An 18685-nucleotide genomic window follows, 5' to 3' on the forward strand; every position below is an offset into this window, starting at 1 on the left:
TCGTGATCATCCTGTGGCTGCTCGTCGCGGCACTGGCCGTGCTGGCCGCTCTCCTCGCGTCTGCGCTCCTGCGCGCGAGTCGGGCGCACACCCGGGCGCTGGAAGAGCGCGGGTGGTTGCTGGAGCGCGAACGGGAGACAGCCGCCCGGACCGCGGTCGACGCCGAGCGGGCACGGATTGCTCACGATCTGCACGACATCGTGAGTCACAACGTCAGCGTGATGGTCATCCAGGCCGGTGCGGCGCGACAGGTCCTGGCAACCGAGCCAGAGCAGGCCGAGGCGGCTCTGCTTGCAGTGGAGGCCGCAGGTCGGGACACCATGGCCGAGCTGCGTCACCTGCTCGGTCTGCTCGTGCCGCAGGCGTCAGATGACGAGCCGTTGTCACCACAACCGAGTCTGAGTCGTCTGAGTGCACTGATCGACCGGATCGCCTTCGCAGGCTTACCTGTCGAGGTACGGATCTCCGGAGACCCTCGACCACTCCCGACCGGTGTCGACGTGACGGCGTACCGAATCATCCAGGAGGCGCTGACCAACGCGCTCAAGCACGGCGACGGCGTGAAGGCCGAAGTGACAGTCCGCTATGCCGCCCACGCCGTCCGAGTAGAGGTCCTCAACACCGGTCCGAGTGTCCTCACCGGTGGTCGCTCGCCTGCTCCGGAAGGCGACGGTCGCGGTCTGCTCGGCCTGAAGCAGCGAGTGGCCGTGTACGGCGGTGACCTGGACGCGCGCCGCCGTCTCGGTGGCGGCTTCCGGGTCCGCGCCAAGCTCCCCCTGGAACGCCCGTGACGACGCGGGTCGTGATCGCGGACGACCAGGCCCTGGTACGGACCGGCTTCCGAATGATCCTGACGGCGCGGGGGATCGAGGTGGTCGGTGAGGCCGCGGACGGTGCCGAGGCGATCGACGCCGTACGACGCCTGCACCCGGACGTCATCCTCATGGACATCCGCATGCCCACCATGGACGGGCTGGAAGCCACGCGCCGCATCCTTGCCACCCCGACCGATTGCCGCGTCCTCATCCTCACGACCTTCGACCTCGACAGCTACGTGTACGCCGCTCTGGCGGCCGGCGCGAGCGGATTCCTGCTGAAGGACGTGACGCCCGAACACCTGGCCGCAGCCGTCAGCCTGGTCACCACCGGCGACGCCCTCCTGTCCCCATCGATCACCCGACGCCTTGTAGAACGCTTCGCAACCCCCACCGCCACCCAGCCCGCCATCCACCGCGATCTGGCCGCCCTGACCCCACGCGAACTAGAGGTCCTCACCCTGATGGGCCACGGCCTCTCCAACGCCGAAATAGCCACCAACCTGACGTTGAGCGAAGCAACCGTAAAAACCCACGTAGCCCGAATCTTCGCCAAACTAACCCTCCGAGACCGAGCCCAAGCCGTAGTCCTCGCCTACGAAACAGGACTGATCTCTCCGGGCGACCGTTGACCTCGGCCCTAGGCCGACCGAATGGCGACATTACGGCCGCGGGGCAGCATCAGGGCCGCGGCCGTGGTGGCTATCAGCATCACAGCCGCGACACACAAGGCGACCCGCAGACCCGCAATGAACTCACCCCGGTCCGCGACCAAGGCTCCGAAGACGGCCACGGCGAGCGCGCCGCCCGTCTGCCGGAAGGAATTCAGGATCCCGGCAGCCATTCCGGCCCGATCTGCGGCGATGTCGTTCAACAGGACGGCGGTCAGGGAAGGTACGAAGAAACCTAGGCCGAGGCCGACCGGGATGAGCATCGCCGCGATCACTGGTCTGCTGGTGCCCTCGCCGATCCAGAGCAGGCCGAACATCGCCAGCGCGAAGATCGCTTGTCCCGTGGCGATTGGCATCCGCGGCCCGAAGCGTGCCGCAGCCCTGGCCGAGGCCAGATTGGCTCCGGTGATCACGGCCATCATCGGTAGGAACATCAGCCCCGCGGCCATGGCGGACAGGTTCAGAACGTCCTGAAAGAACAGGCTCAGCGCGAAGACCAGCCCGTAGAACGCGGCATTGCCGACGAAGCCGATCGCGACCGAAACCGTCACGGTACGCGAACGGAAGAGGTCGAGCGGAACCAACGGCGCGGCGGTACGTGCCTCGATCATGATGAACGCGGTCGTCGCCACTGCGGCGAGCCCCAGGCAGCCTAGGACCACGGGCTCGCCGAAGCCGTTCTCCCCTCCGTCGATCACCGCGAAGGTGAGCGCCGCGAGCGCGACGATCGCCGTGAGCTGGCCGTACGGATCGAGTGGCGTGGCACGGCGCGGCGAGCGCTCCGAGCGGGTCAACACCGCGAGGGTGGCGATGCCGACGGGCAGGTTGACGACGAAGATCGCCCGCCAGCTCAGAGTGCTGGACAGCACCCCGCCGGCCACCGGGCCGGCGGCCACCGCGACGGCTCCGCCAACGGTCCACAGCGCGATGGCCCGTGCCCGTTCGGCCGCGTCCGGGAAGGCCTGCCGGACGAGGGCCAGCGAGGAGGGCAGCATGATCGCCGCCGCGCTCCCCTGGATCAGGCGGGCGGCGATGAGCTCCCCCAGCCCCGGGGCCAGCCCGCAGGCCGCCGAGGCGATCGTGAAGACCGCGACGCCGGCGCCGAACGCGCGGCTCGCCCCGATGCGGTCCGAGAGCGAGCCCGCAGAAAGCAGGAGTGCGGCGAACATCAGCGTGTAGGCGTCCACGATCCACTGCAGTCCCGCCGTACTGCCGCCGAAGGTCCGCCCGATCCCGGGCAGCGCCACGTTCATCGCCATGGTGTTGAGGTTGAGCAGAAAGATGCCCATGAACGTGGTCGCCAGGATCAGCTTCGGTGCGGCCGTGCGTTGCCGGGCATCCCGTGACGCGCGGGCTGGTTCAACAGTGGTCATCCGTCCAGACTGGTGAGGTTCGCGAGGGCGAGGCAGATCGTGATCTTCCGGGGTGCGCCATAGGTGGGTGTAACAGGGCCAGGCTCCGGGCCGGACCCCTGATCACACGCTGGCAGAATGACGACATGACCGAGTTCGGGAAGTTTCTGCGGGCTCGCCGTGGCGACGTACGCCCGGTTGACGTCGGCCTGCCCGCCGGAGCCGGCAGGCGCCGTACGCCGGGTCTGCGCCGGGAGGAGCTGGCGGCGCTCGCCGGTGTGAGCATCGACTACTACATACGTCTGGAACGCGGCAAGGAGACCCATCCGAGCCCCTCCGTGGTCGAGGCATTGGCCGACGCGCTCCGCCTCAACCAGGAGGAGAGCGGCTTCCTGCACGAGCTGGCGGCGCGGGCGGCGCGACGTGCGCCCGAGCCCCGTCCCCTGCCGTCACGGCGGGTCCGTCCGACCGTCACGCAGCTTCTGGAGACGCTCCGGCCCAACCCGGCGTACGTAGTGAGCCGCACCAACGACCTGCTGGCGGCCAATCCCGGCGGGCTGCGACTGCTCCACGGCATCGCCGACTGGCCGGAGCGGCAGCGGAACACTGTCCGGTACACCTTCCTGCACCCAGCTGCCCGCGAGCTGTGGGCGGACTGGGAACAGAAGGCCAAGAGGTGCGTCGCCCAGCTGCGGGCGATCGCCGGCACCGATCCGGATGCCCCGGATCTCGCCGCGCTCGTAGGTGAGCTGATCGTCAAGAGCCCCGACTTCAACCGGCTCTGGGAGCGGTACGAAGTGCACACGATCGGCGACGGCGAGAAGACGCTCCGACACCCGGAGGTCGGCACGATGACGCTCTCGCACGAAGGGCTGTCGCTGAACCGCGCACAAGGCCAGCGCCTCGTCATCTACATGGCGCCGCCCGGCAGCCCGGACCACGACAAGATGACGCTCCTCGACCTCGCCGCCTCCGGCCCGTCCATCGGATCCGTCGAGACGACGCCCGTCCCACCCTCTCGGAGACAGGGCTAGGCGCTAACGAAATCCCGATCGACAAAATGTTGTCTATCCGTGGGCGATGGCCAGTTCGGTGAACATGGCCCTCATCTCCAAACGGAGGGTCCGGCAGAGCCCGATTGTTGGACTGGCTGGAGAGAAGCCAACGAACTATCCGCAGTTCATCGCGGTGGGGCTCTTCGACGTATTGCCCGGTGAGAACAATGGTGGAGGATACGAGATTCGAACTCGTGAGGGGTTGCCCCCAACACGCTGATCACCCTGTGACGGCGTTACGAGGTTTCCCTTCGGATGCTCGAGAAGCAAGAGCGCCGCAGCAAACTCTTCCACTCTTTCACCCGGCTCGCGTTCCCAGTTGACCGTTGTCAAAGCCATGCCTCCGAGTGGGTGACTCTGCGGTGGAGGAGACCTTCGCGCCGGGGCGGTGTCGTCAGGCGAATTGGAGGGCGGGATGTGCGCGGTTCTCAGGGCTTCACACGCACACCCCGCCAGACTGTGAGGTCAGTCCTCGTCTAGCCATTCCGCACCGTCAGCGGTGCGGTGGCAGCCCTTGTGATCTCCGAGGACGCACGGCATGCCGGACTTCGGGTGCAGACCGTCGCAGACGTCAGTTCCTGACCACTCCACCCCATCCATTTCGCGCCCCGTGTATGTGCCGTTCATGTCCTCAGCTTGGCGACAACAGAGTGTGAGATCACTGGTTCCCGCGTATCCCTCTGGCTCAGGATGCAGGGATACAAGGGCATGGGGGACACTGGGCAACGTGACCTTCGGAGAGCGTCTGAGGGAGTACCGGGATCACCGGGGTTGGTCTTTGGCCGACCTCAGCGGCGCCACGCACTACAGCCGGTCGTACTTGTCGAATCTGGAGAACGGTAGGAAGGTCCCGACCGAGGACCTAGCGCGGTCTTGCGACGAAGCGCTACGGGCCAAAGGGGAACTGATCTCGGCAGCTCGCGGAGACACGGTCTCCAAGCTCGATCAGACGCCGTGGCAGACAGCTGAGCTGATCCAGCGCATGCAGGTCAGCGACACAACGGCGGGAACTCTTGAGAGCCTCCATGCGACCGTCGAGGAGCTGTGTTGCCAGTACAACCACCGAGATGCCCTTGAGCTCCGCAAGGAGGCCCACGGCTGGCTACAACACGTCGCGGGTCTCCTGCGTCGTCCCGTTGGTTTGAAGGCACACACCGATCTGCTGGTGGCCGGTGGATGGCTTGCCCTGCTAGCCGGATGTGTCGAGTACGACCTCGGGATGCGAACGGCAGCAGAGTCCACCAGGACGGCCGCCATCCAACTTGGGTTAGAGGCCGGCCATCCGCAGATCGTTGGCTGGGGCTACGAGATGACTGCGTGGTTCGCACTGACACAGGGGCGCTTCCGCCAAGCCGTCGACGCCGCCGAACAAGGGCAGACCGTGGCGCCGGAAACCACAGTGCACGTGCAACTCATCGCTCAGGAGGCCAAGGCCAAAGCACGCCTCGGCGACTCAGACCTGCACACAGTGCTTGAGCGCGGCAAAGAGATTCTCGACCACTTGCCGTACCCCGACCGGCCAGACAACCACTTCAAGGTAGACCCCGCCAAGTGGGACTACTACGCAATGGATGTCCACCGCATCGCCAAAGACGACGAGCTAGCCACCCAGTACGCCCGCGCTGTGATCAAGGACAACATCACCCCGGACGGCATCGAACTCAGCCCGATGCGAATCGCCGAGTGCCGTCTTACCCTCGGCGTCATCGCGGGCCGCGAAGGCGACCTCGAACAGGCCGTTGCGCTAGGCATCTCCGGCCTCAAAGAGGGCCGCCAAAGCAAGCCGCCCCTCCAGATGATCTCCGCAGAACTCGACCAGGAACTCCGCAAGCGCTTCCCTGGGGAGGGTCTGATCGCTGAGTTCGAAGAGGCCGTGCGCGGGGTCTGAGGATGATCAGTACGGCGGAGTTCGTCGTACTGATCACAATTGACCGCAGGTCGTGCTTCGGCCGTGTCGGGCCTCAGCCGACGAACGCGATTGCGTTGCCGTCCGGGTCGCGCACGATGAAGTCGGTGCCGCCCCACGCTTGTTTGGTCAGCTTCTGCACGATGTCGGCGTCAGCGGCCAGATATTCCGTGTAAAGCTCGCGTGCGTTCGGCGTCTCGATGAACGCCATGATGAGCCCTTCTCGTTCCGCGGCACCGGCCGCGAACACCGGCTCGTGGACGAGCTTCAGGTGCAAGGTCGCGCCGTCGCGCGACACCGACCCGTAGAACGGCGGGTTGCCGTGCAGGAAGTCGATCCGGAAGCCGAGCTGGTCCCGATAGAACGTGGCCGAGGCATCGACGTCGGCGACGTACAGCACAGGTTTGGCGCTCGCGACTGCCGTGTCCTGAGCCTCCGGCTGCTCGCTGGTGGGCGGGGCCGCTTCCGTGCTCGCCTTGAGTTCGGCCCAGCTGGCGCAGCCCGCTTCGAGGGCGATGATCTCTTGGGCTTCGGTGAGGGGAAACTTCAGCGCGAGCGCTTCGCGGTCGGACAACGTGCGATAGCGCGCGAGCTGTCGGATGCGACCGCCGATCGAGAAGTTCCCATCGCGGTGCCAGCGAACGAGCAGTTTCGCCTGCTTCTTGTACGTTTCGAGCTTGGGCATGGCGCTCCCTCTTCGGTCGTGAAGTAGGTGGGCCTTGCCCTTTCGGCTGCTGTGCCGCTGCGCCCTACGACCGGGTTGAACCCGCGCCTGCGGCTTCGAGATTACCACGGCGAAACGGCCCGGTCGCTGCTGCGAACGGGCCTCGAAGTCGTGAGGGGTTTGCCTCCAACACATCTTCCAACTGCTCACGTGGTGGGTCAGTGCCGGCCGTGGCCGCCGTCACTGCGACGGCGTTGCAGTGTGAACTTTTCGAAAACCGACAGCTCGCCGGTGGGCGTGATGATGTTGTAGTAGGTGACGTAGATGCGGGTCATGTCACCGGGGTGACGGCCCGGGTCGACGCTGAACTCGGCGAAGCCGTACGGATGCTCCGCGTCGCGGACGCCGATCCAGATCGCCGTCTCCTGCTCTTTGACCGAGTTGAACTTACCGACGTGCTTCATCTGGACCTGTGCCGAGTGATGTCCATGACCGTCGGCGTCGTCGGTGGTGAAGCTGTTGTTGGTGATGCCGGACACGCCGCCACCGCCGAGGACCATGTGCGTCGTGCCGTGCGCGCTGTCGATCACGTCGAGTGCGGTCTGACTCGGGTTGGGTGTGAGAGTGACGCTGCCGGGGACGACGCCACGCACCGCCAACGAGCGCTCGTAGTCGTGCTCGTGGCCACAGACCACCAGGTCGACGCCGTACTTGTCGAACAGCGGTCCGTACGCCGCGCGCAGTGCGACGTCGGCGCCGTTCGCGGCAGTCGCAGAGCTGATCATCACCTGGTGCATGCAGACCACGATCCAGTCGATGTCCTTCGAAGCCCGTGCCGACTTGAGCTCCCGCTCCAGCCAGGCGAGCTGCCGACCGCCGGAGTAGCCGTTGATGTAGATATCGCCGCCCTCCTGCAGGGCGATGTCGTCGTTCTGCAGGGATATCACCTTCACCGAGCCGACTGTGAAGGAGTACCAGAGATTGTCGAGCTCGGGCTGGTTCTCGGTCGAGGGCAGCTCGAAGTAGGTCTGGTACGCGTCGAGACCGAGCTTGCCGTTGCCCGACTCGATCTCATGGTTGCCCGCGCACGGCATCCACGGACGGAATCGCGCCGAGCGGCTGTTATTGGCGAGGAAGTCGTGCCAGACGCGGATGCGGTCGGGGCCGGTGTTGGCGTAGCACAGGTCACCGTTGAGGAGGTGGAACAGCGGGCCGACCTTCTCGATGCCGGTGACGATGTCGGCAGAGGCGGGCGTGGCGTTGGGCTCGAAGTCCCGGCCCGAGGCGTCGGCCGGGTTCGCTGCAGTCTTCCACGTCACACTGGGCGCACCCTGGTCGCCGAAACTGGTGAAGGTGAACGGAGCTCTGCCGGACGGCGCCGTGTGGAAGGTGCCGGCGTCGGGGGTGGCGCCGTCGTGCTGGGCCGCGTACAGGTAGTCGGTATCGGCCCTGAGCTTGTTGATCAGCGCGTGGTGGACCCAGACGGTCCGCCCAGAGGCGCCGTCCACGTAGGTCTTCGTCGTCGCGTGCACTGTGGAGCCGAAGCCGCCACTCAGCGTGCCGTAGACGACGCGCGGCTTCTTGACGGCCGCGTCGGTGACCCACGAGACGACCATCTGGCTGCGCGGGTCGGCGCCGAAGGTCAGGTGCAGGCCCTGGACGGGGGTGGTGGCCGAGCCGGTGGCGAGACCGGTGACCTCCGACTTCGCCGGGACCGCCTCGGCGGTTCCGGCGCCGAGGATCAGTGGCCCGGCGGCGGCGCCGGACACTGACGCGCCGAAGACGCCGAGCGCGTTGCGACGAGAGATTCGAGTTTGCTTGGGTGCTTCGGACATTCCGGGGCCTTTCGCGTCGTCGGGCGCAGTCGAACACCAACCGGACAGCAGCGGTTCGAACCTGACCGCGGTTTGCACAGGCCAGTGATGCGCACACTGACGGACGCTAGGAAGCACAGACGACCGGCGCAGCGGGACGCGTATGAACGTCAGATGGCAGTCAGCGCAACGGACGTCAACGCCCGAAGCCTGAGCAACTGAGACGGAACGGGTCCGGGGCGGCTCCCTGTAGAAGGGAGCCGCCCCGGCTCTTGTTCCGACTCCTAGACCTGGAATCACGTCCTGAGCTGCGGAAACGTGACTCTGTGAACCTCTAGGAAAGTGGCGGAGGATACGAGATTCGAACTCGTGAGGGGTTGCCCCCAACACGCTTTCCAAGACCGCAATTCGACGTTCAGCCGGGTTCGGGAGTCCTTCGGGAGCGTGGATCCGGCGAGCCGCGATCGTCGGCGAACGGCCCCGAACGGCGGCGGATGAGACCCACTTTGAGACCCGGACAGATGCTGTGCATGTCCTCAGCAGTCTTCCGGGGCAGGGGAAACGTCCCTGCATGTCACGTTGTCGAAAGCAGCGATGGCTACGTCAAACGCCGCAGCGTCTACAGGAGCAAGGATCGGGTCCCCGGAGGGGCCGACGAGTGTCGCCGGGACGGTGCGCATCACGGCCCGCATCGCATCGCGGGCAGCGGGTGTGCCGAAGACGTGGATGTTGTTAATGGCTACCTGTGTCCTATATCGGGCGTGTTGAAGCTCTCCGGCCGTAGTACCGCAGGTTGGCTTCTTCGCCTCTGCACAGGCGAGTCGTTCGGCCTCAGCGGTGAGGTATTCGTTGGCAGCGTCCCGGAACTCTTGGTAGACAGGCTGTCGCTTCTCCCTCACACGTTGATCCCGGTCGAAGGCCAACTGTCGCTCTTGCGAAGCCCGGCCTGCTTGGAGACTTTGATAGCTGACCACCGTCGCAGAACCTGCACCGATCAAGGTGCCTGCGAGCCCGAAAATCCCGGCCAACCAGGCGTCGGTTAGTCGAGAGCCCTGGCGTGCCGGCCGCCTTCTCTGGGTTCGGCGCTCCGCGAATCGGGACTTGATGGACATCCGTGCAGGGGACATGCGAGGACCTTAGGCCCCGGGGTATTGCCGGGACAGTTGTTACACCGGCTGACCGGGCGAATTCTTACCCTTCACGTCCGGTCGCGAGGGTGGCCGGACCCCGGACAGATAGGACGCGCCGCACCAGACGGATCTAGATTTGGGTTCGTGAGCGTTGACTGGACAAGAGACGAGATCATCCTCGCCTGCGATCTCGTGATGGCCAACGGCTGGAAGGAGCTGCGAGCCTCGCGGCCGGAAGTCGTCGAGCTGTCACAGCTGCTCGTCCGCGCTCCGCTGCACCCGACCGCTGTTCGCGATGACAAGTTCCGCAACCCCAACGGTGTCGGGCGCAAGACTTCTGACATCGCAACCCAGCATCCGGACTACCGCGGCCGGCCAACGCGCGGGAACCGGCTAGACCGAACGGTGCTGGACGAGTTCCGCACCGAACCAGAGCGCATGAGACGCGTCGCCGCCGAAATCCGCGCCGCGATCGAACGAGGTGATGTTGAGACATTGCCGACGAGCGAGATCGTGGCCGAAGACGTGGAGGCGCAGGAAGGCCGAATCCTGTTTGCACGGCATCTCCGTCGCGAACGGAGTCCTGAGCTCAGGCGACGGAAGCTCGCTCAGGTGCAAGCCGAGGGCTTGGCAGTCGCATGCGAGGTCTGCGGTTTTGATTTCGCCGTGGCGTATGGCGAGCGCGGGCGGGGATACATAGAGGTGCACCATGTGTTGCCACTGCATGTGTCCGGCACGATCAAAACGCGCCTTCAAGACCTCGCGCTGCTGTGCGCAAACTGTCACCGGATGGCCCACCGGGGCGTGTGGATTACCCCGTCAGCGCTCCGCGAACTGCTGGCGACCAGCTGAACCCCACGTCGGCGGGGACAGGGCGATAGTCCAGTGCCGGCGGATTATGCACTATGTGGTCGCCGCTTTGGCCACATGCTGGGCATGTCTGGTAACGGATCAGTAACGATTTATGCCGCTGAGCGGGCTTTGCCGACGCAGCATTCGTCGCCTAAGCGTGACAGCTTTTGGCCTAGCCCAGCTAGTGACTAAGCGTCGTCGCCTCGCGTACCGTCTGCCAATGCATGACGAACGGTAATCAGGCGGCTCGCATCTCGTGGCGGAGTGTGAGCCGAGGGGGGCGTAACCATGAAGACGCTAGGCACGTTATGCAGTTGCCCCGAAGGGCCGCTGGAGTGCACACCTGACGAGGAGATCCTCACCCACTGGGGGCGCAGGGGAGACTTTAGGCAAGAGCCAAGGGTGGACAGAGAGATTGAGATGTCACTTCTGGCGGGGGAACTGTCGGTCAAAGAGGCCACCGACTACGTCAATCCAATGAGTAGGCGCAACGCGGCTGTCCGTTACACGACGGCTGGTGCGCTCAGAGCGGCGGGGTTCGCAGTTGTCCATACACTGGGTAGGGTGCGCAGTCAGAAGCACGTTTCAATCGTTTGGCCGCCTGATGACCCGCTCAACGAGGCCAAAGTGCCCTGGCCGCCAGCCGTGGTCGCCAGGTTCAATGAATGCTTCAATGACTAGGGGAGGATGTGACGAGATGAACGCTGACAACCTAGTCAAGCGCGGATGCAAGCCGTGGTTGCCCTCAGCTGAGGCGACCGATCTAGACGTGTGGCACATGTATGAGATTCCGACCGTAGGCACCTTTAGGACCCGGGGTGGGGATCTGGTGCTCTTCGCGGTCGTGGGCGATCTGGACCCAGAGCGTGAGGTCACTGTCTGGGCTTACACGAAGATCGATGAGGCCATGGTCGACGGACTCGAGTTCGATACCACCGCTGAGCTTCATGAATGGGCCCGGCAGCGGTTTGCTGGGGTCCACGTCGTCTACGCGTTGGCACTCGACCTTGCGGTTGAGCGTTGGTCGCCGGTTGAGAACCCCGGGGACCTGCACAGTGGGGCTGTCGAGTTCATGGATCAGGTCCGCCGATCGATCGAGCCAGCGACGCACGATCCAGCAGTCGATTTCGAGGTCAAGCAGGCTGAGGTCACCGCACTTGTTGACCTTGTGCCGATGTCTTCCTGAGAGAGACGCACCGATGCCCCGGTTCCCGCGAGGGAACCGGGGCATCGAGCATTGAGGGTGGGGACTAGTACCTTCGCCGCGTCTGTGGATAACCCAGCTCGCGCCGGCATGAGTTCCGCCATGCTGATCAGGCGACCTCGGGCAAGGTCACGGGCCAGGACCCGTCACGCGCCGATTGCACTGGCTACGGGGACCCCAGCCCGCAGACCACCCGTAGCCGCGCGGCTAGCTGCCCCATGACTGGACGGCCGGCCGTTTCGAGAAGGCCTGGACCTCGTCTTCTGAGAGACGTCTCATCTTTGAGGAATGCGCCCATCGACCGGGTTCCAGGGGATGCCGCTCAAGATAGGTGATGTACCCATGCCAGCCGTCGTCTTCGCGAGCCCACATATGCAGGAGGGCAACCTCCGTCATGCTCGGTGAGACCGTCAGTTCGACATGGACAGGAACGTCACGCCAGCGAGCAGCCTGGTCGGGACGCTCGCCAGGTCCCTCGTATCGCAGGCTGAGGACAGCCGCGTGTATGCCCGCGTCAGGACCAGTCAAGCCGCGAGCGACCCATTCCCTCCTGTCCTCGTCCCAGACACCGTAATGGAACGGGGCGCTCCCCTTCGGAGCGTCCGGGTCCCAGCGCTGGGCATAACGCAATCTGCCTCCTCATTCCAGGGTCAGTAGAGACCTCCGAAGCTGCCCATCAACCGATTGCGGCGACCAGCTCCGTCATGCTCTGCACAACGGCGTCGGCACCGGCAATCGAGAGGGCATCCGCCTTGCCGGGCTTGTTTGCGTAGCCGATGGTGAGCGTTCCGGCTGCCCGGCCTGCTTCCATGTCGCTGGTTTGGTCACCAATGAAAACGCAGGCGGAAGTACGGATCCCCAGTGCCTTCGCAGCGTTCTCAATTAAGTGCGGGTTGGGCTTCATCAGGGTTGGGTCTGAGGGATCGCGACCCTCGACGTGCGCGACTCGGTCGACGAGGCTGGCGCGGGCGAGGTAGCGCACGACCGCTTCGGCATAGTTGTTGCTCACGATCGCAACCAACTTCCCGCTGCTCTGGCACGCTGCTAGCGAGTCGGCTGCGCCTGGAGTCGGGAGCGCCGTGTCCACCGCTCGCAGTTCTGCGTCTTGCAGAGCCCTCTCGAGCTCGGCCGCCAACTGTGGCTCATCGGCGGCTGCAAGCAGCAAGTCGTGAGGGCTGGTCGCCTTCGTCAGAGCGTCATCAAGGTCGTGACGAACCGTTCCGGCCAGCTCGCGCAGTTCGCTGATGATTTGCTGGGGAGGGTACCCGTGGAATACCGAGCAGATCGGTCCGTCGAAATCGAAGAGGACTGCCTCTGCGGCGGCGAATATTTGCCGAAGTGGATCAACTGTCACAGTTCGCGGACCTGCCCCAATGTGCCCCAGAGACTGTCGAACCATCGCCGCGCCTGATCAACGTACTGCGAACCCGTTGCCTGGTCGTTGTCGCTGAGTGAGTGATGGAAAAGAACCGTGTCTTTACCTACGGCATCGAATATCGGGACGGTTTCTCCATCGATCTCCACCTCGCGCTCCCTGACCGGATAGAACCCGAAGAAAATCTCTTCATCATTCAACGCGTAGAGCTTGAACATCATCGGGAGGCCAGCGACTACTCGCGCCTCAACTTCAGTCTTTGATACGAGTCCCAACTCCCCGAGTTCGCGGATGGAGTGGGTGATCTCGCCCGCCGATCGGTGGGCGATTCCTGCCACCCTTGCCCGGACGCTCGGGTCGTCACCTGGCGTGCCGCCGGCACGCGACGGCACGGCGATTGGCTGATTGAGATCCGGCAGAAGCATGCGGATATGGATCGACTGAGGAGTCAAGCGACCGCGCCTGATGCGATCAATCGGCTCCTCAAGCGCCCCCAGGAGTGTTTCACCGGTGAGGCCCGCGAAGTCGATATGCACGGAGTCGCGTTCGAATGCCTTTTCAATGTGTGGACGCAAGCCGACTGCCTGGTCGGCCTGCTCGCGCACATATACGCCGCTTCCGACACGAGAGACGATCAAGCCCTCATCGCGCAAGATCCTTAGCGCCTGCTGAATTGTCATCCTAGCAACGCCGTACTGCGTTGCTAGCTCGTTCTGAGACGGAAGTTTCTCCCCCGCCTTCACCTTGTGCGTGAGGATCGCCGCGCGCAGAGCGTTGGCGACCTGCTTGAACGGCGGTCGCGGGTCAGACGGATCTAGCTGCTGCTCCATGCCCAGAAGCTTACTAGCTGACTAGGCAGGCTAGGGCAGTTCTGTCCAGATACTTGACCTGACTAGCCAGCCTATGTAGCTTGCTGTCTACGAAATCTGGCTAGGCAGGCTAGTCCGACTAGCCAGGTGGCGTCTCGGCGTTGGTACCCGCCGAGACGCCTGGGTCGTACTAGTCGTCTGAAGAGGAGCACAACCCATGAGCATCATCCATCTCGCGGCTGTCGGTGGCGAGGACCCGATCGCTGCCGAACTGGCCGCCATCGAGTGCGAGTGGCCGCTGATCGCGGCCGAGCTTGACGTGTTGGACGCCGAGATCGCGTTGATCAATTCCGCTCCGAATGCGTCGGAACTGGACCGGCGGCGAGTGCGGCGCGCGGAGCACCGTGTACTGACCGTCAAGCGCAAGTTGGCTTACCTCGACGGTGCGCCAGCGCTGCCATGCGGGTGCGCCGAGAGCGTAGTCACGAGCTTCCTTCGCGGCGGCGGGGAACAGTGCTCGTCATGCGGATCGACCTGGGATCGTCACGACCGCATCATCGCGTTTCGCGGCATCACTAGCGCGGACGGTGCCGCATGAACCGCCGCACAGCGCAGAGTCTGGAGCAGACCTGGGCGGATCGGCTCGGGATTGACAGCCCCGACGCCGTGGGACACGAGCTGGCCGCGCGCTTCGAGCACCTGTCGCGGTTCGTACTGACCGATGAGATGCCCCCGCGCGGGGAGCTGGTGTCGGCTGAGGCCGCGACGGCGTACGGCGAGCTATGGGTGTTGGCCGGGTTCCTGGCCGACGCCAAAGAGGCCATGACGGGCGAGGAGGACGACGGCCGATGAACCTCGACCGCATGGACGCGATGATCAAGTCCGCTGATGACGCCTATGGGGCGATCCGGAGCCTGAACGACGCCACGATCACGGCCACTGTCCCGGCACCAGTCGCGTACGCGTTGCTGGGATCGCTGAGCCAGCTTCAGGACGCGGTTGCTCAGTTCGCGGGTCAGATCGCGACTGGGCTTGATCGGTCGCTGTTGGACTTCGATGTGTACGACGACGCCCGTGACCCGGCTGAGAGCGTCGCGATGGCGGCCGCCGCGCTGGAGGAGGCGAAGACGTACGCCGCTGTCGTTGCTGAGCGGGTGAGTACGGCGCAGTCCGCGATCGCCTGGCAGGGTTTCCAACTGGACAAGGAGGGCGACCGGTGAGCACTCCCGTCCAGGTCCCGGAGAATGCGCCGGCAACGGCCAAGCCGAACAGCGTCGACCGGCTGCGGACGGCGGCGGCCGAGGCGTCGCAGGTCCGGGCGCTGTCCACTCACCCGGACGTGGTCGCGCTGCGTGTGGAGTCGGTGCGGACGCAGGTTGACCGGTGCATGTGGGTCGGGATCGTGCTCGGTCTGGCGTTCACGATGGTCAACGTTCAGGCGTTCGCCGCCCAAGGCGCTGCGCTGTGGTCGCTGCCGTGGTTCGCGGCTTGGCTGCTAGACCCGATGGTGTCGCTTGTGCTGATCGCGGTGCTGCGCGCTGAGCAGATCACCGCGCGGTATCAGGTGAGCGACCACACCAAGTGGATCGGCCGCACGAAGCGGTTCGCGTTCGCTGCGACGTACGCGATGAACACCTGGTCGTCGTTCCTGCACGGCGACGTGGCTGGGATCGTGTTGCACTCGGTTCCGCCGCTGCTGGTGTTCTGCGCTGCTGAGACCGCTCCGGTATTGCGGGACCGGCTCACCGAGGCCGTGCTACGGGCAGAGCAGGCCGCCGCGCTGGCCGACCCGGAGGGGGCATCTCACCGGCTCGACACCGCCCCGGCCGTCACCGAGCTGCCCACCACTGCCGAGACACCGCAGACGGCCTCTGAGGCGATCGAGACCGTACCGGCCGCCCCGAGTAGGCCGAAGCCGTCACACACGCGCAGGAAGTCTGCCAAGCCGGGGCGCAAGCTGCTGGCCGACTACGTGACCGAAGCCCTAGCAGCCGTCGAGCCGGGTACGGCGGCCGATGCCATCACCCCGGCGTGGGCGCGATACACGACCGGTTGCTCAACCGGCCTGTCCGCCAAGGTCGCCGCGGCCGTCCGCGACGCGCTGAACACCATCCCCGAAACGACCTCCCAAACGAGCACTTACGACACGGACGCACCGGGCGAGACCGCCCGCGTCGCGGCCTGACCGATAGGAGCGAGACGGCATGGACAACGTGCACAAGCTTCACGACGACAACACCGACCACGATGCCGACGAGTCCACGCAGGATGTTGCTCAGGGCATCATTCGTGTGCCCGCGGAGCGGATCGACTCCGACGAGGTCTTCGACATCACCTCTGGCGACGACGACACCGAGGCTGAGGCCGAGGTCCTGACTGCCGAGGAATCGGCCGAGGTCGATCGGAGGCTGGCGAACCGTGGCGCGCTGGTGCGCCGTGCGGTGACGACCACGCAGGTGGTGGCGCGGGCGTCGAAGACGGTCGCGACGCACGACCGGACGAAGACGACCGGGAAGGTGCTGCTGCGCGAGTCGTTCACGGTTGTGCAGGGTGTGGAGTCGTGGGCGAAGCGGGCGTGGGATGCCTCGACCATGGGCACCTACCGGCGCCAGATCAAGGCCGCTGAAGCGGTCGGCGATCGCGAGGAGTTGAAGGAGTGGACTGACCGCAAGGAGATGGCCACCGAACGCCGTCACCGTCGCCTGATGGACCTGCCGAAGCTCGCCTGGGGTGTCCTCAAGGTCGCCGTCGCGATGACGGTCGGGGTGCCGCTACTGGTGCTGATCGTCGCCATACTCACCAAGGCGACCGGGAACGGGTCGTTCACGGGTGTGTGGCTGGGGTTCTTCGCGCTGATCGGGGTCCTGATCGCGGCGGGTGCGTTCGTGTGGAGCCTGCTGGCGGTCGCGGGACCGTTCCTGCTGGTGTTGGCCGCGTGGCGCGAAGGCAAACGGCGCGCTGAACCGCCGCAGTGGCTGGTCACGACCGCTGATGCGGACTGGGTTGCGGCCATCGATGAAACCACGATCGCGCGGGCACTCGACGCGCTGCGTATCGCTTCCATCACCCAGTACCTGAAGTCCGGGCTGAAGCTTCAGTTCATCACCCCTGCCCGGGTGGATGGCCGCGGAACGCATGCGGTGGTGCGGTTGCCTGCCGGTGTCACGGCTGAGCTGATTGCGAAGCGCCGCACCCAGCTCGCGACCGGGCTTCACCGGGCCGCGAAGGAGGTGTGGCCGACGACGGGTTCTGAGGCCGGCATCTTGGATCTGTGGATCGCGGACAAGGGCGCATTGGCTGAGGGTGCGGGCGAGTACCCGTTGCTGGCCGGTGGTTTGGTGGATGTGTTCAAGGGTGTGCCTGCTGGGAAGACGCTGCGGGGTGACGCGATCCACGCGCCGGTGATGGAGCGCAACACGATCACGGGTGGCATGCCGGGTCAGGGCAAGTCGTCGGCGGCGCGGGCGATCATGGCCGGGTGCGCGTTGGACCCGACCGCTGAGCTGCGGATCTGGGTGCCGGATACGAACTTCGATTTCGAGGTGTTCAAGCCGCGCTGTTCGTCGTACGTGATGGGTGCTGACGACGAGTCCATGAAAGAGATCCGCGACCAGCTCGTGAACGTTCATGAAGAGGTTCAGCGTCGCGGTGAACGGCTCCTCAAGTACGAGGTTCCTGCGGTCACTCGTGAACTCGCCTCCGCGGGTGTCGGGCTGCATCCGCTGGTGTGTCTGCTGGAAGAGGCGCACGTCGCGATCCAGGACGGCACCTACGGCAAGGAGATCTCGAAACTGCTGGTGGACATCGTCAAACTCGGCCGCAAGCGCGGTATCCACATGATCGTTTCGACGCAGGCTCCGACCAAGGAATCGATGCCGCGGGACGTGACCCGCAACTGCTCGAACGGGATCGCGTTCGCGGTCGGTGACCACGTCGCCAACGATGGTCTGCTGGGCCAGGGCGCTTACCGGGCCGGGCATCGCGCGACCGAGCTGATTCCCGGTACCGACCGGGGAACGGCTGTGGTGAAGGGATTCAGCGGGGAACGGTCCGAGATCGTGCAGTGGTACTACCTCGACGTCTCCAAGGGCAACGACCAGGTCACACCGATCATCAAGCGGTCCCTCGACGCGATCGCCAAGCTCGGCAAGGCCGCGCCGGACTCCCGTCCAGTGCAGATCGAGACCCGCGACCTGCTGACGGACCTGGACGAAGTCCTCGGAGACGACCCGGTAGCGGTCGCGGACGTGCCCGCGCTGCTCAAGCGGCACGCGCCGACCTGGACGCCGTACCAGGCGCTCACCGGGAAGGCGCTGCGGGAGCTGCTGGCCGCCGAGCACGGGATCAAGGTGCCCTCGACTGGGAACCGCTACCCCGTCGATCCGGCCACTATCCGTGACGCGATCGTGCGGCGCGAACAGGACGCGACCAGCCCTGACGAGGACGGCGACGACGCCGGCCAACTCGCGAGTTAGCTCCACCCTCGGGGTCGAAGACCGCCCGAATCGGGCTCTGACCAGCAGTTTCCGGCCCCGGGTTAACTCGCCTCACTCGCTAACTTTCCGCAGGTCAGAGCCACATTAGCCCTCTAAGAGCCGGTGAGTTACAGACCTAACCCGATCACCGGCAGCTAACTCACCCCGATCATCCACCCCGGACGGACACCGCTAGGTGCTCGCCCCGGCACGTCACACCCTCGACCAACTACAGAAAGTGACAGACATGTCTGGTCCCGTCCACGCCGCAGTCCTCGTCGCCTCCGCACTGATCGTCGCGATATCGGCGATCGCGCAGGCACCGACCCGAGACGTACAGATCGCCGTCCTGGTCACCACAGGGCTCGTGATCATCGGGCTCTATCTGCTGGCCTGCCGGATCTGGCCCTACGCCAAATGCACCCGCTGCTCAGGCTCGGGCAAGTCCCGATCCCTGTCCGGCAAGAAGTTCCGCGACTGCCCGCGCTGCAAAGGCACCGGCCGCCGACGCCGGATCGGCCGACGCCTGATCGACCGCCACAGCAACCGCTGACCCGGAGGAC

General features: G+C 65.3%; 18 protein-coding genes. 12 read left to right on the top strand and 6 right to left on the bottom strand.

The window, feature by feature from the left end:
* Positions 1-2: 2 nt before the first annotated feature.
* Together EV650_RS25580 and EV650_RS25585 are read left to right on the top strand one after the other, a co-directional pair.
* Positions 3-791, top strand: a complete 789-nt coding sequence (locus tag EV650_RS25580) for a sensor histidine kinase (RefSeq protein WP_238174445.1) — start codon at positions 3-5, stop codon at positions 789-791.
* Positions 788-1447, top strand: coding sequence for a response regulator (locus EV650_RS25585; RefSeq protein WP_166678266.1), 660 nt, complete (start codon positions 788-790; stop codon positions 1445-1447). The genes EV650_RS25580 and EV650_RS25585 overlap by 4 nt, the downstream gene beginning before the upstream one ends.
* A gap of 8 nt (positions 1448-1455) precedes the next feature.
* Here EV650_RS25585 and EV650_RS25590 read toward each other — a convergent pair whose 3' ends face one another.
* Positions 1456-2859 carry an MFS transporter gene (locus tag EV650_RS25590; protein ID WP_134121548.1) on the bottom strand — a complete coding sequence of 468 codons (1404 nt, stop codon included), beginning with the start codon at positions 2857-2859 and terminating at the stop codon, positions 1456-1458.
* Positions 2860-2984: 125 nt separating this feature from the next.
* Here EV650_RS25590 and EV650_RS25595 point away from each other — a divergent pair, with 125 nt between their 5' ends.
* Together EV650_RS25595 and EV650_RS25600 are read left to right on the top strand one after the other, a co-directional pair.
* Positions 2985-3872, top strand: a complete 888-nt coding sequence (locus EV650_RS25595; RefSeq protein ID WP_134121549.1) for a helix-turn-helix domain-containing protein — start codon at positions 2985-2987, stop codon at positions 3870-3872.
* A 748-nt stretch (positions 3873-4620) separates the two neighbouring features.
* Positions 4621-5781 carry a helix-turn-helix domain-containing protein gene (locus tag EV650_RS25600; RefSeq protein ID WP_134121550.1) on the top strand — a complete coding sequence of 387 codons (1161 nt, stop codon included), beginning with the start codon at positions 4621-4623 and terminating at the stop codon, positions 5779-5781.
* 73 nt (positions 5782-5854) lie between these two features.
* Here the strand turns inward: EV650_RS25600 and EV650_RS25605 are convergent, their stop codons facing one another.
* From EV650_RS25605 to EV650_RS25615, 3 genes are all read right to left on the bottom strand, one after another.
* Complete coding sequence (locus tag EV650_RS25605; protein ID WP_134121551.1) at positions 5855-6484, bottom strand: glyoxalase superfamily protein; 630 nt, start codon at positions 6482-6484, stop codon at positions 5855-5857.
* A gap of 197 nt (positions 6485-6681) precedes the next feature.
* Entirely contained in the window at positions 6682-8298 is a 1617-nt protein-coding gene (locus tag EV650_RS25610; protein WP_166678267.1) for a purple acid phosphatase family protein, read from the bottom strand.
* Between the two features lie 515 nt (positions 8299-8813).
* Positions 8814-9200 carry a hypothetical protein gene (locus EV650_RS25615; protein ID WP_134121552.1) on the bottom strand — a complete coding sequence of 129 codons (387 nt, stop codon included), beginning with the start codon at positions 9198-9200 and terminating at the stop codon, positions 8814-8816.
* 351 nt (positions 9201-9551) lie between these two features.
* Between EV650_RS25615 and EV650_RS25620 the strand changes: the two genes are divergently transcribed.
* Both EV650_RS25620 and EV650_RS25625 read left to right on the top strand, forming a co-directional pair.
* Positions 9552-10259: an HNH endonuclease gene (locus EV650_RS25620; RefSeq protein WP_134121553.1), complete on the top strand. Its 708-nt coding sequence runs from the start codon at positions 9552-9554 to the stop codon at positions 10257-10259.
* A gap of 697 nt (positions 10260-10956) precedes the next feature.
* Positions 10957-11445 carry a hypothetical protein gene (locus tag EV650_RS25625; RefSeq protein ID WP_134121554.1) on the top strand — a complete coding sequence of 163 codons (489 nt, stop codon included), beginning with the start codon at positions 10957-10959 and terminating at the stop codon, positions 11443-11445.
* Positions 11446-12139: 694 nt separating this feature from the next.
* On the opposite strand, the gene EV650_RS25630 is transcribed toward EV650_RS25625, so the two are convergent.
* Positions 12140-12817, bottom strand: coding sequence for an HAD family hydrolase (locus tag EV650_RS25630; protein ID WP_166678268.1), 678 nt, complete (start codon positions 12815-12817; stop codon positions 12140-12142).
* The gene (locus EV650_RS25635; RefSeq protein ID WP_134121556.1) at positions 12814-13668 is read right to left on the bottom strand and encodes a GntR family transcriptional regulator; all 855 of its coding nucleotides are present in this window, start codon (positions 13666-13668) and stop codon (positions 12814-12816) included. The genes EV650_RS25630 and EV650_RS25635 overlap by 4 nt, the downstream gene beginning before the upstream one ends.
* A 196-nt stretch (positions 13669-13864) precedes the next feature.
* On the opposite strand from EV650_RS25635, the gene EV650_RS41145 reads away from it, so the two are divergent.
* From EV650_RS41145 to EV650_RS25665, 6 genes are all read left to right on the top strand, one after another.
* Positions 13865-14245 carry a DUF6284 family protein gene (locus tag EV650_RS41145; protein WP_238174446.1) on the top strand — a complete coding sequence of 127 codons (381 nt, stop codon included), beginning with the start codon at positions 13865-13867 and terminating at the stop codon, positions 14243-14245.
* Complete coding sequence (locus EV650_RS25645; protein WP_134121557.1) at positions 14242-14499, top strand: hypothetical protein; 258 nt, start codon at positions 14242-14244, stop codon at positions 14497-14499. Before EV650_RS41145 ends, EV650_RS25645 begins: the two co-directional genes overlap by 4 nt.
* Positions 14496-14867 carry a hypothetical protein gene (locus EV650_RS25650; protein WP_134121558.1) on the top strand — a complete coding sequence of 124 codons (372 nt, stop codon included), beginning with the start codon at positions 14496-14498 and terminating at the stop codon, positions 14865-14867. The genes EV650_RS25645 and EV650_RS25650 overlap by 4 nt, the downstream gene beginning before the upstream one ends.
* Positions 14864-15832, top strand: a complete 969-nt coding sequence (locus EV650_RS25655) for a hypothetical protein (RefSeq protein WP_134121559.1) — start codon at positions 14864-14866, stop codon at positions 15830-15832. Before EV650_RS25650 ends, EV650_RS25655 begins: the two co-directional genes overlap by 4 nt.
* Before the next feature lie 19 nt (positions 15833-15851).
* The gene (locus EV650_RS25660) at positions 15852-18122 is read left to right on the top strand and encodes a cell division protein FtsK (protein WP_134121560.1); all 2271 of its coding nucleotides are present in this window, start codon (positions 15852-15854) and stop codon (positions 18120-18122) included.
* Between the two features lie 247 nt (positions 18123-18369).
* Positions 18370-18675: a hypothetical protein gene (locus tag EV650_RS25665; protein ID WP_202874896.1), complete on the top strand. Its 306-nt coding sequence runs from the start codon at positions 18370-18372 to the stop codon at positions 18673-18675.
* Positions 18676-18685: the final 10 nt, after the last annotated feature.

This window comes from Kribbella kalugense (assembly GCF_004365875.1).
Lineage (GTDB): Bacteria > Actinomycetota > Actinomycetes > Propionibacteriales > Kribbellaceae > Kribbella > Kribbella kalugense.

Coding starts and splice junctions, on each gene's coding strand:
- EV650_RS25605 (WP_134121551.1), bottom strand. CDS start 6,484: ATGCCCAAGCTCGAAACGTACAAGAAGCAGGCGAAACTGCTCGTTCGC.
- EV650_RS25660 (WP_134121560.1), top strand. CDS start 15,852: ATGGACAACGTGCACAAGCTTCACGACGACAACACCGACCACGATGCC.
- EV650_RS25610 (WP_166678267.1), bottom strand. CDS start 8,298: ATGTCCGAAGCACCCAAGCAAACTCGAATCTCTCGTCGCAACGCGCTC.
- EV650_RS25645 (WP_134121557.1), top strand. CDS start 14,242: ATGAACCGCCGCACAGCGCAGAGTCTGGAGCAGACCTGGGCGGATCGG.
- EV650_RS41145 (WP_238174446.1), top strand. CDS start 13,865: ATGAGCATCATCCATCTCGCGGCTGTCGGTGGCGAGGACCCGATCGCT.
- EV650_RS25650 (WP_134121558.1), top strand. CDS start 14,496: ATGAACCTCGACCGCATGGACGCGATGATCAAGTCCGCTGATGACGCC.
- EV650_RS25625 (WP_134121554.1), top strand. CDS start 10,957: ATGAACGCTGACAACCTAGTCAAGCGCGGATGCAAGCCGTGGTTGCCC.
- EV650_RS25635 (WP_134121556.1), bottom strand. CDS start 13,668: ATGGAGCAGCAGCTAGATCCGTCTGACCCGCGACCGCCGTTCAAGCAG.
- EV650_RS25595 (WP_134121549.1), top strand. CDS start 2,985: ATGACCGAGTTCGGGAAGTTTCTGCGGGCTCGCCGTGGCGACGTACGC.
- EV650_RS25665 (WP_202874896.1), top strand. CDS start 18,370: ATGTCTGGTCCCGTCCACGCCGCAGTCCTCGTCGCCTCCGCACTGATC.
- EV650_RS25590 (WP_134121548.1), bottom strand. CDS start 2,859: ATGACCACTGTTGAACCAGCCCGCGCGTCACGGGATGCCCGGCAACGC.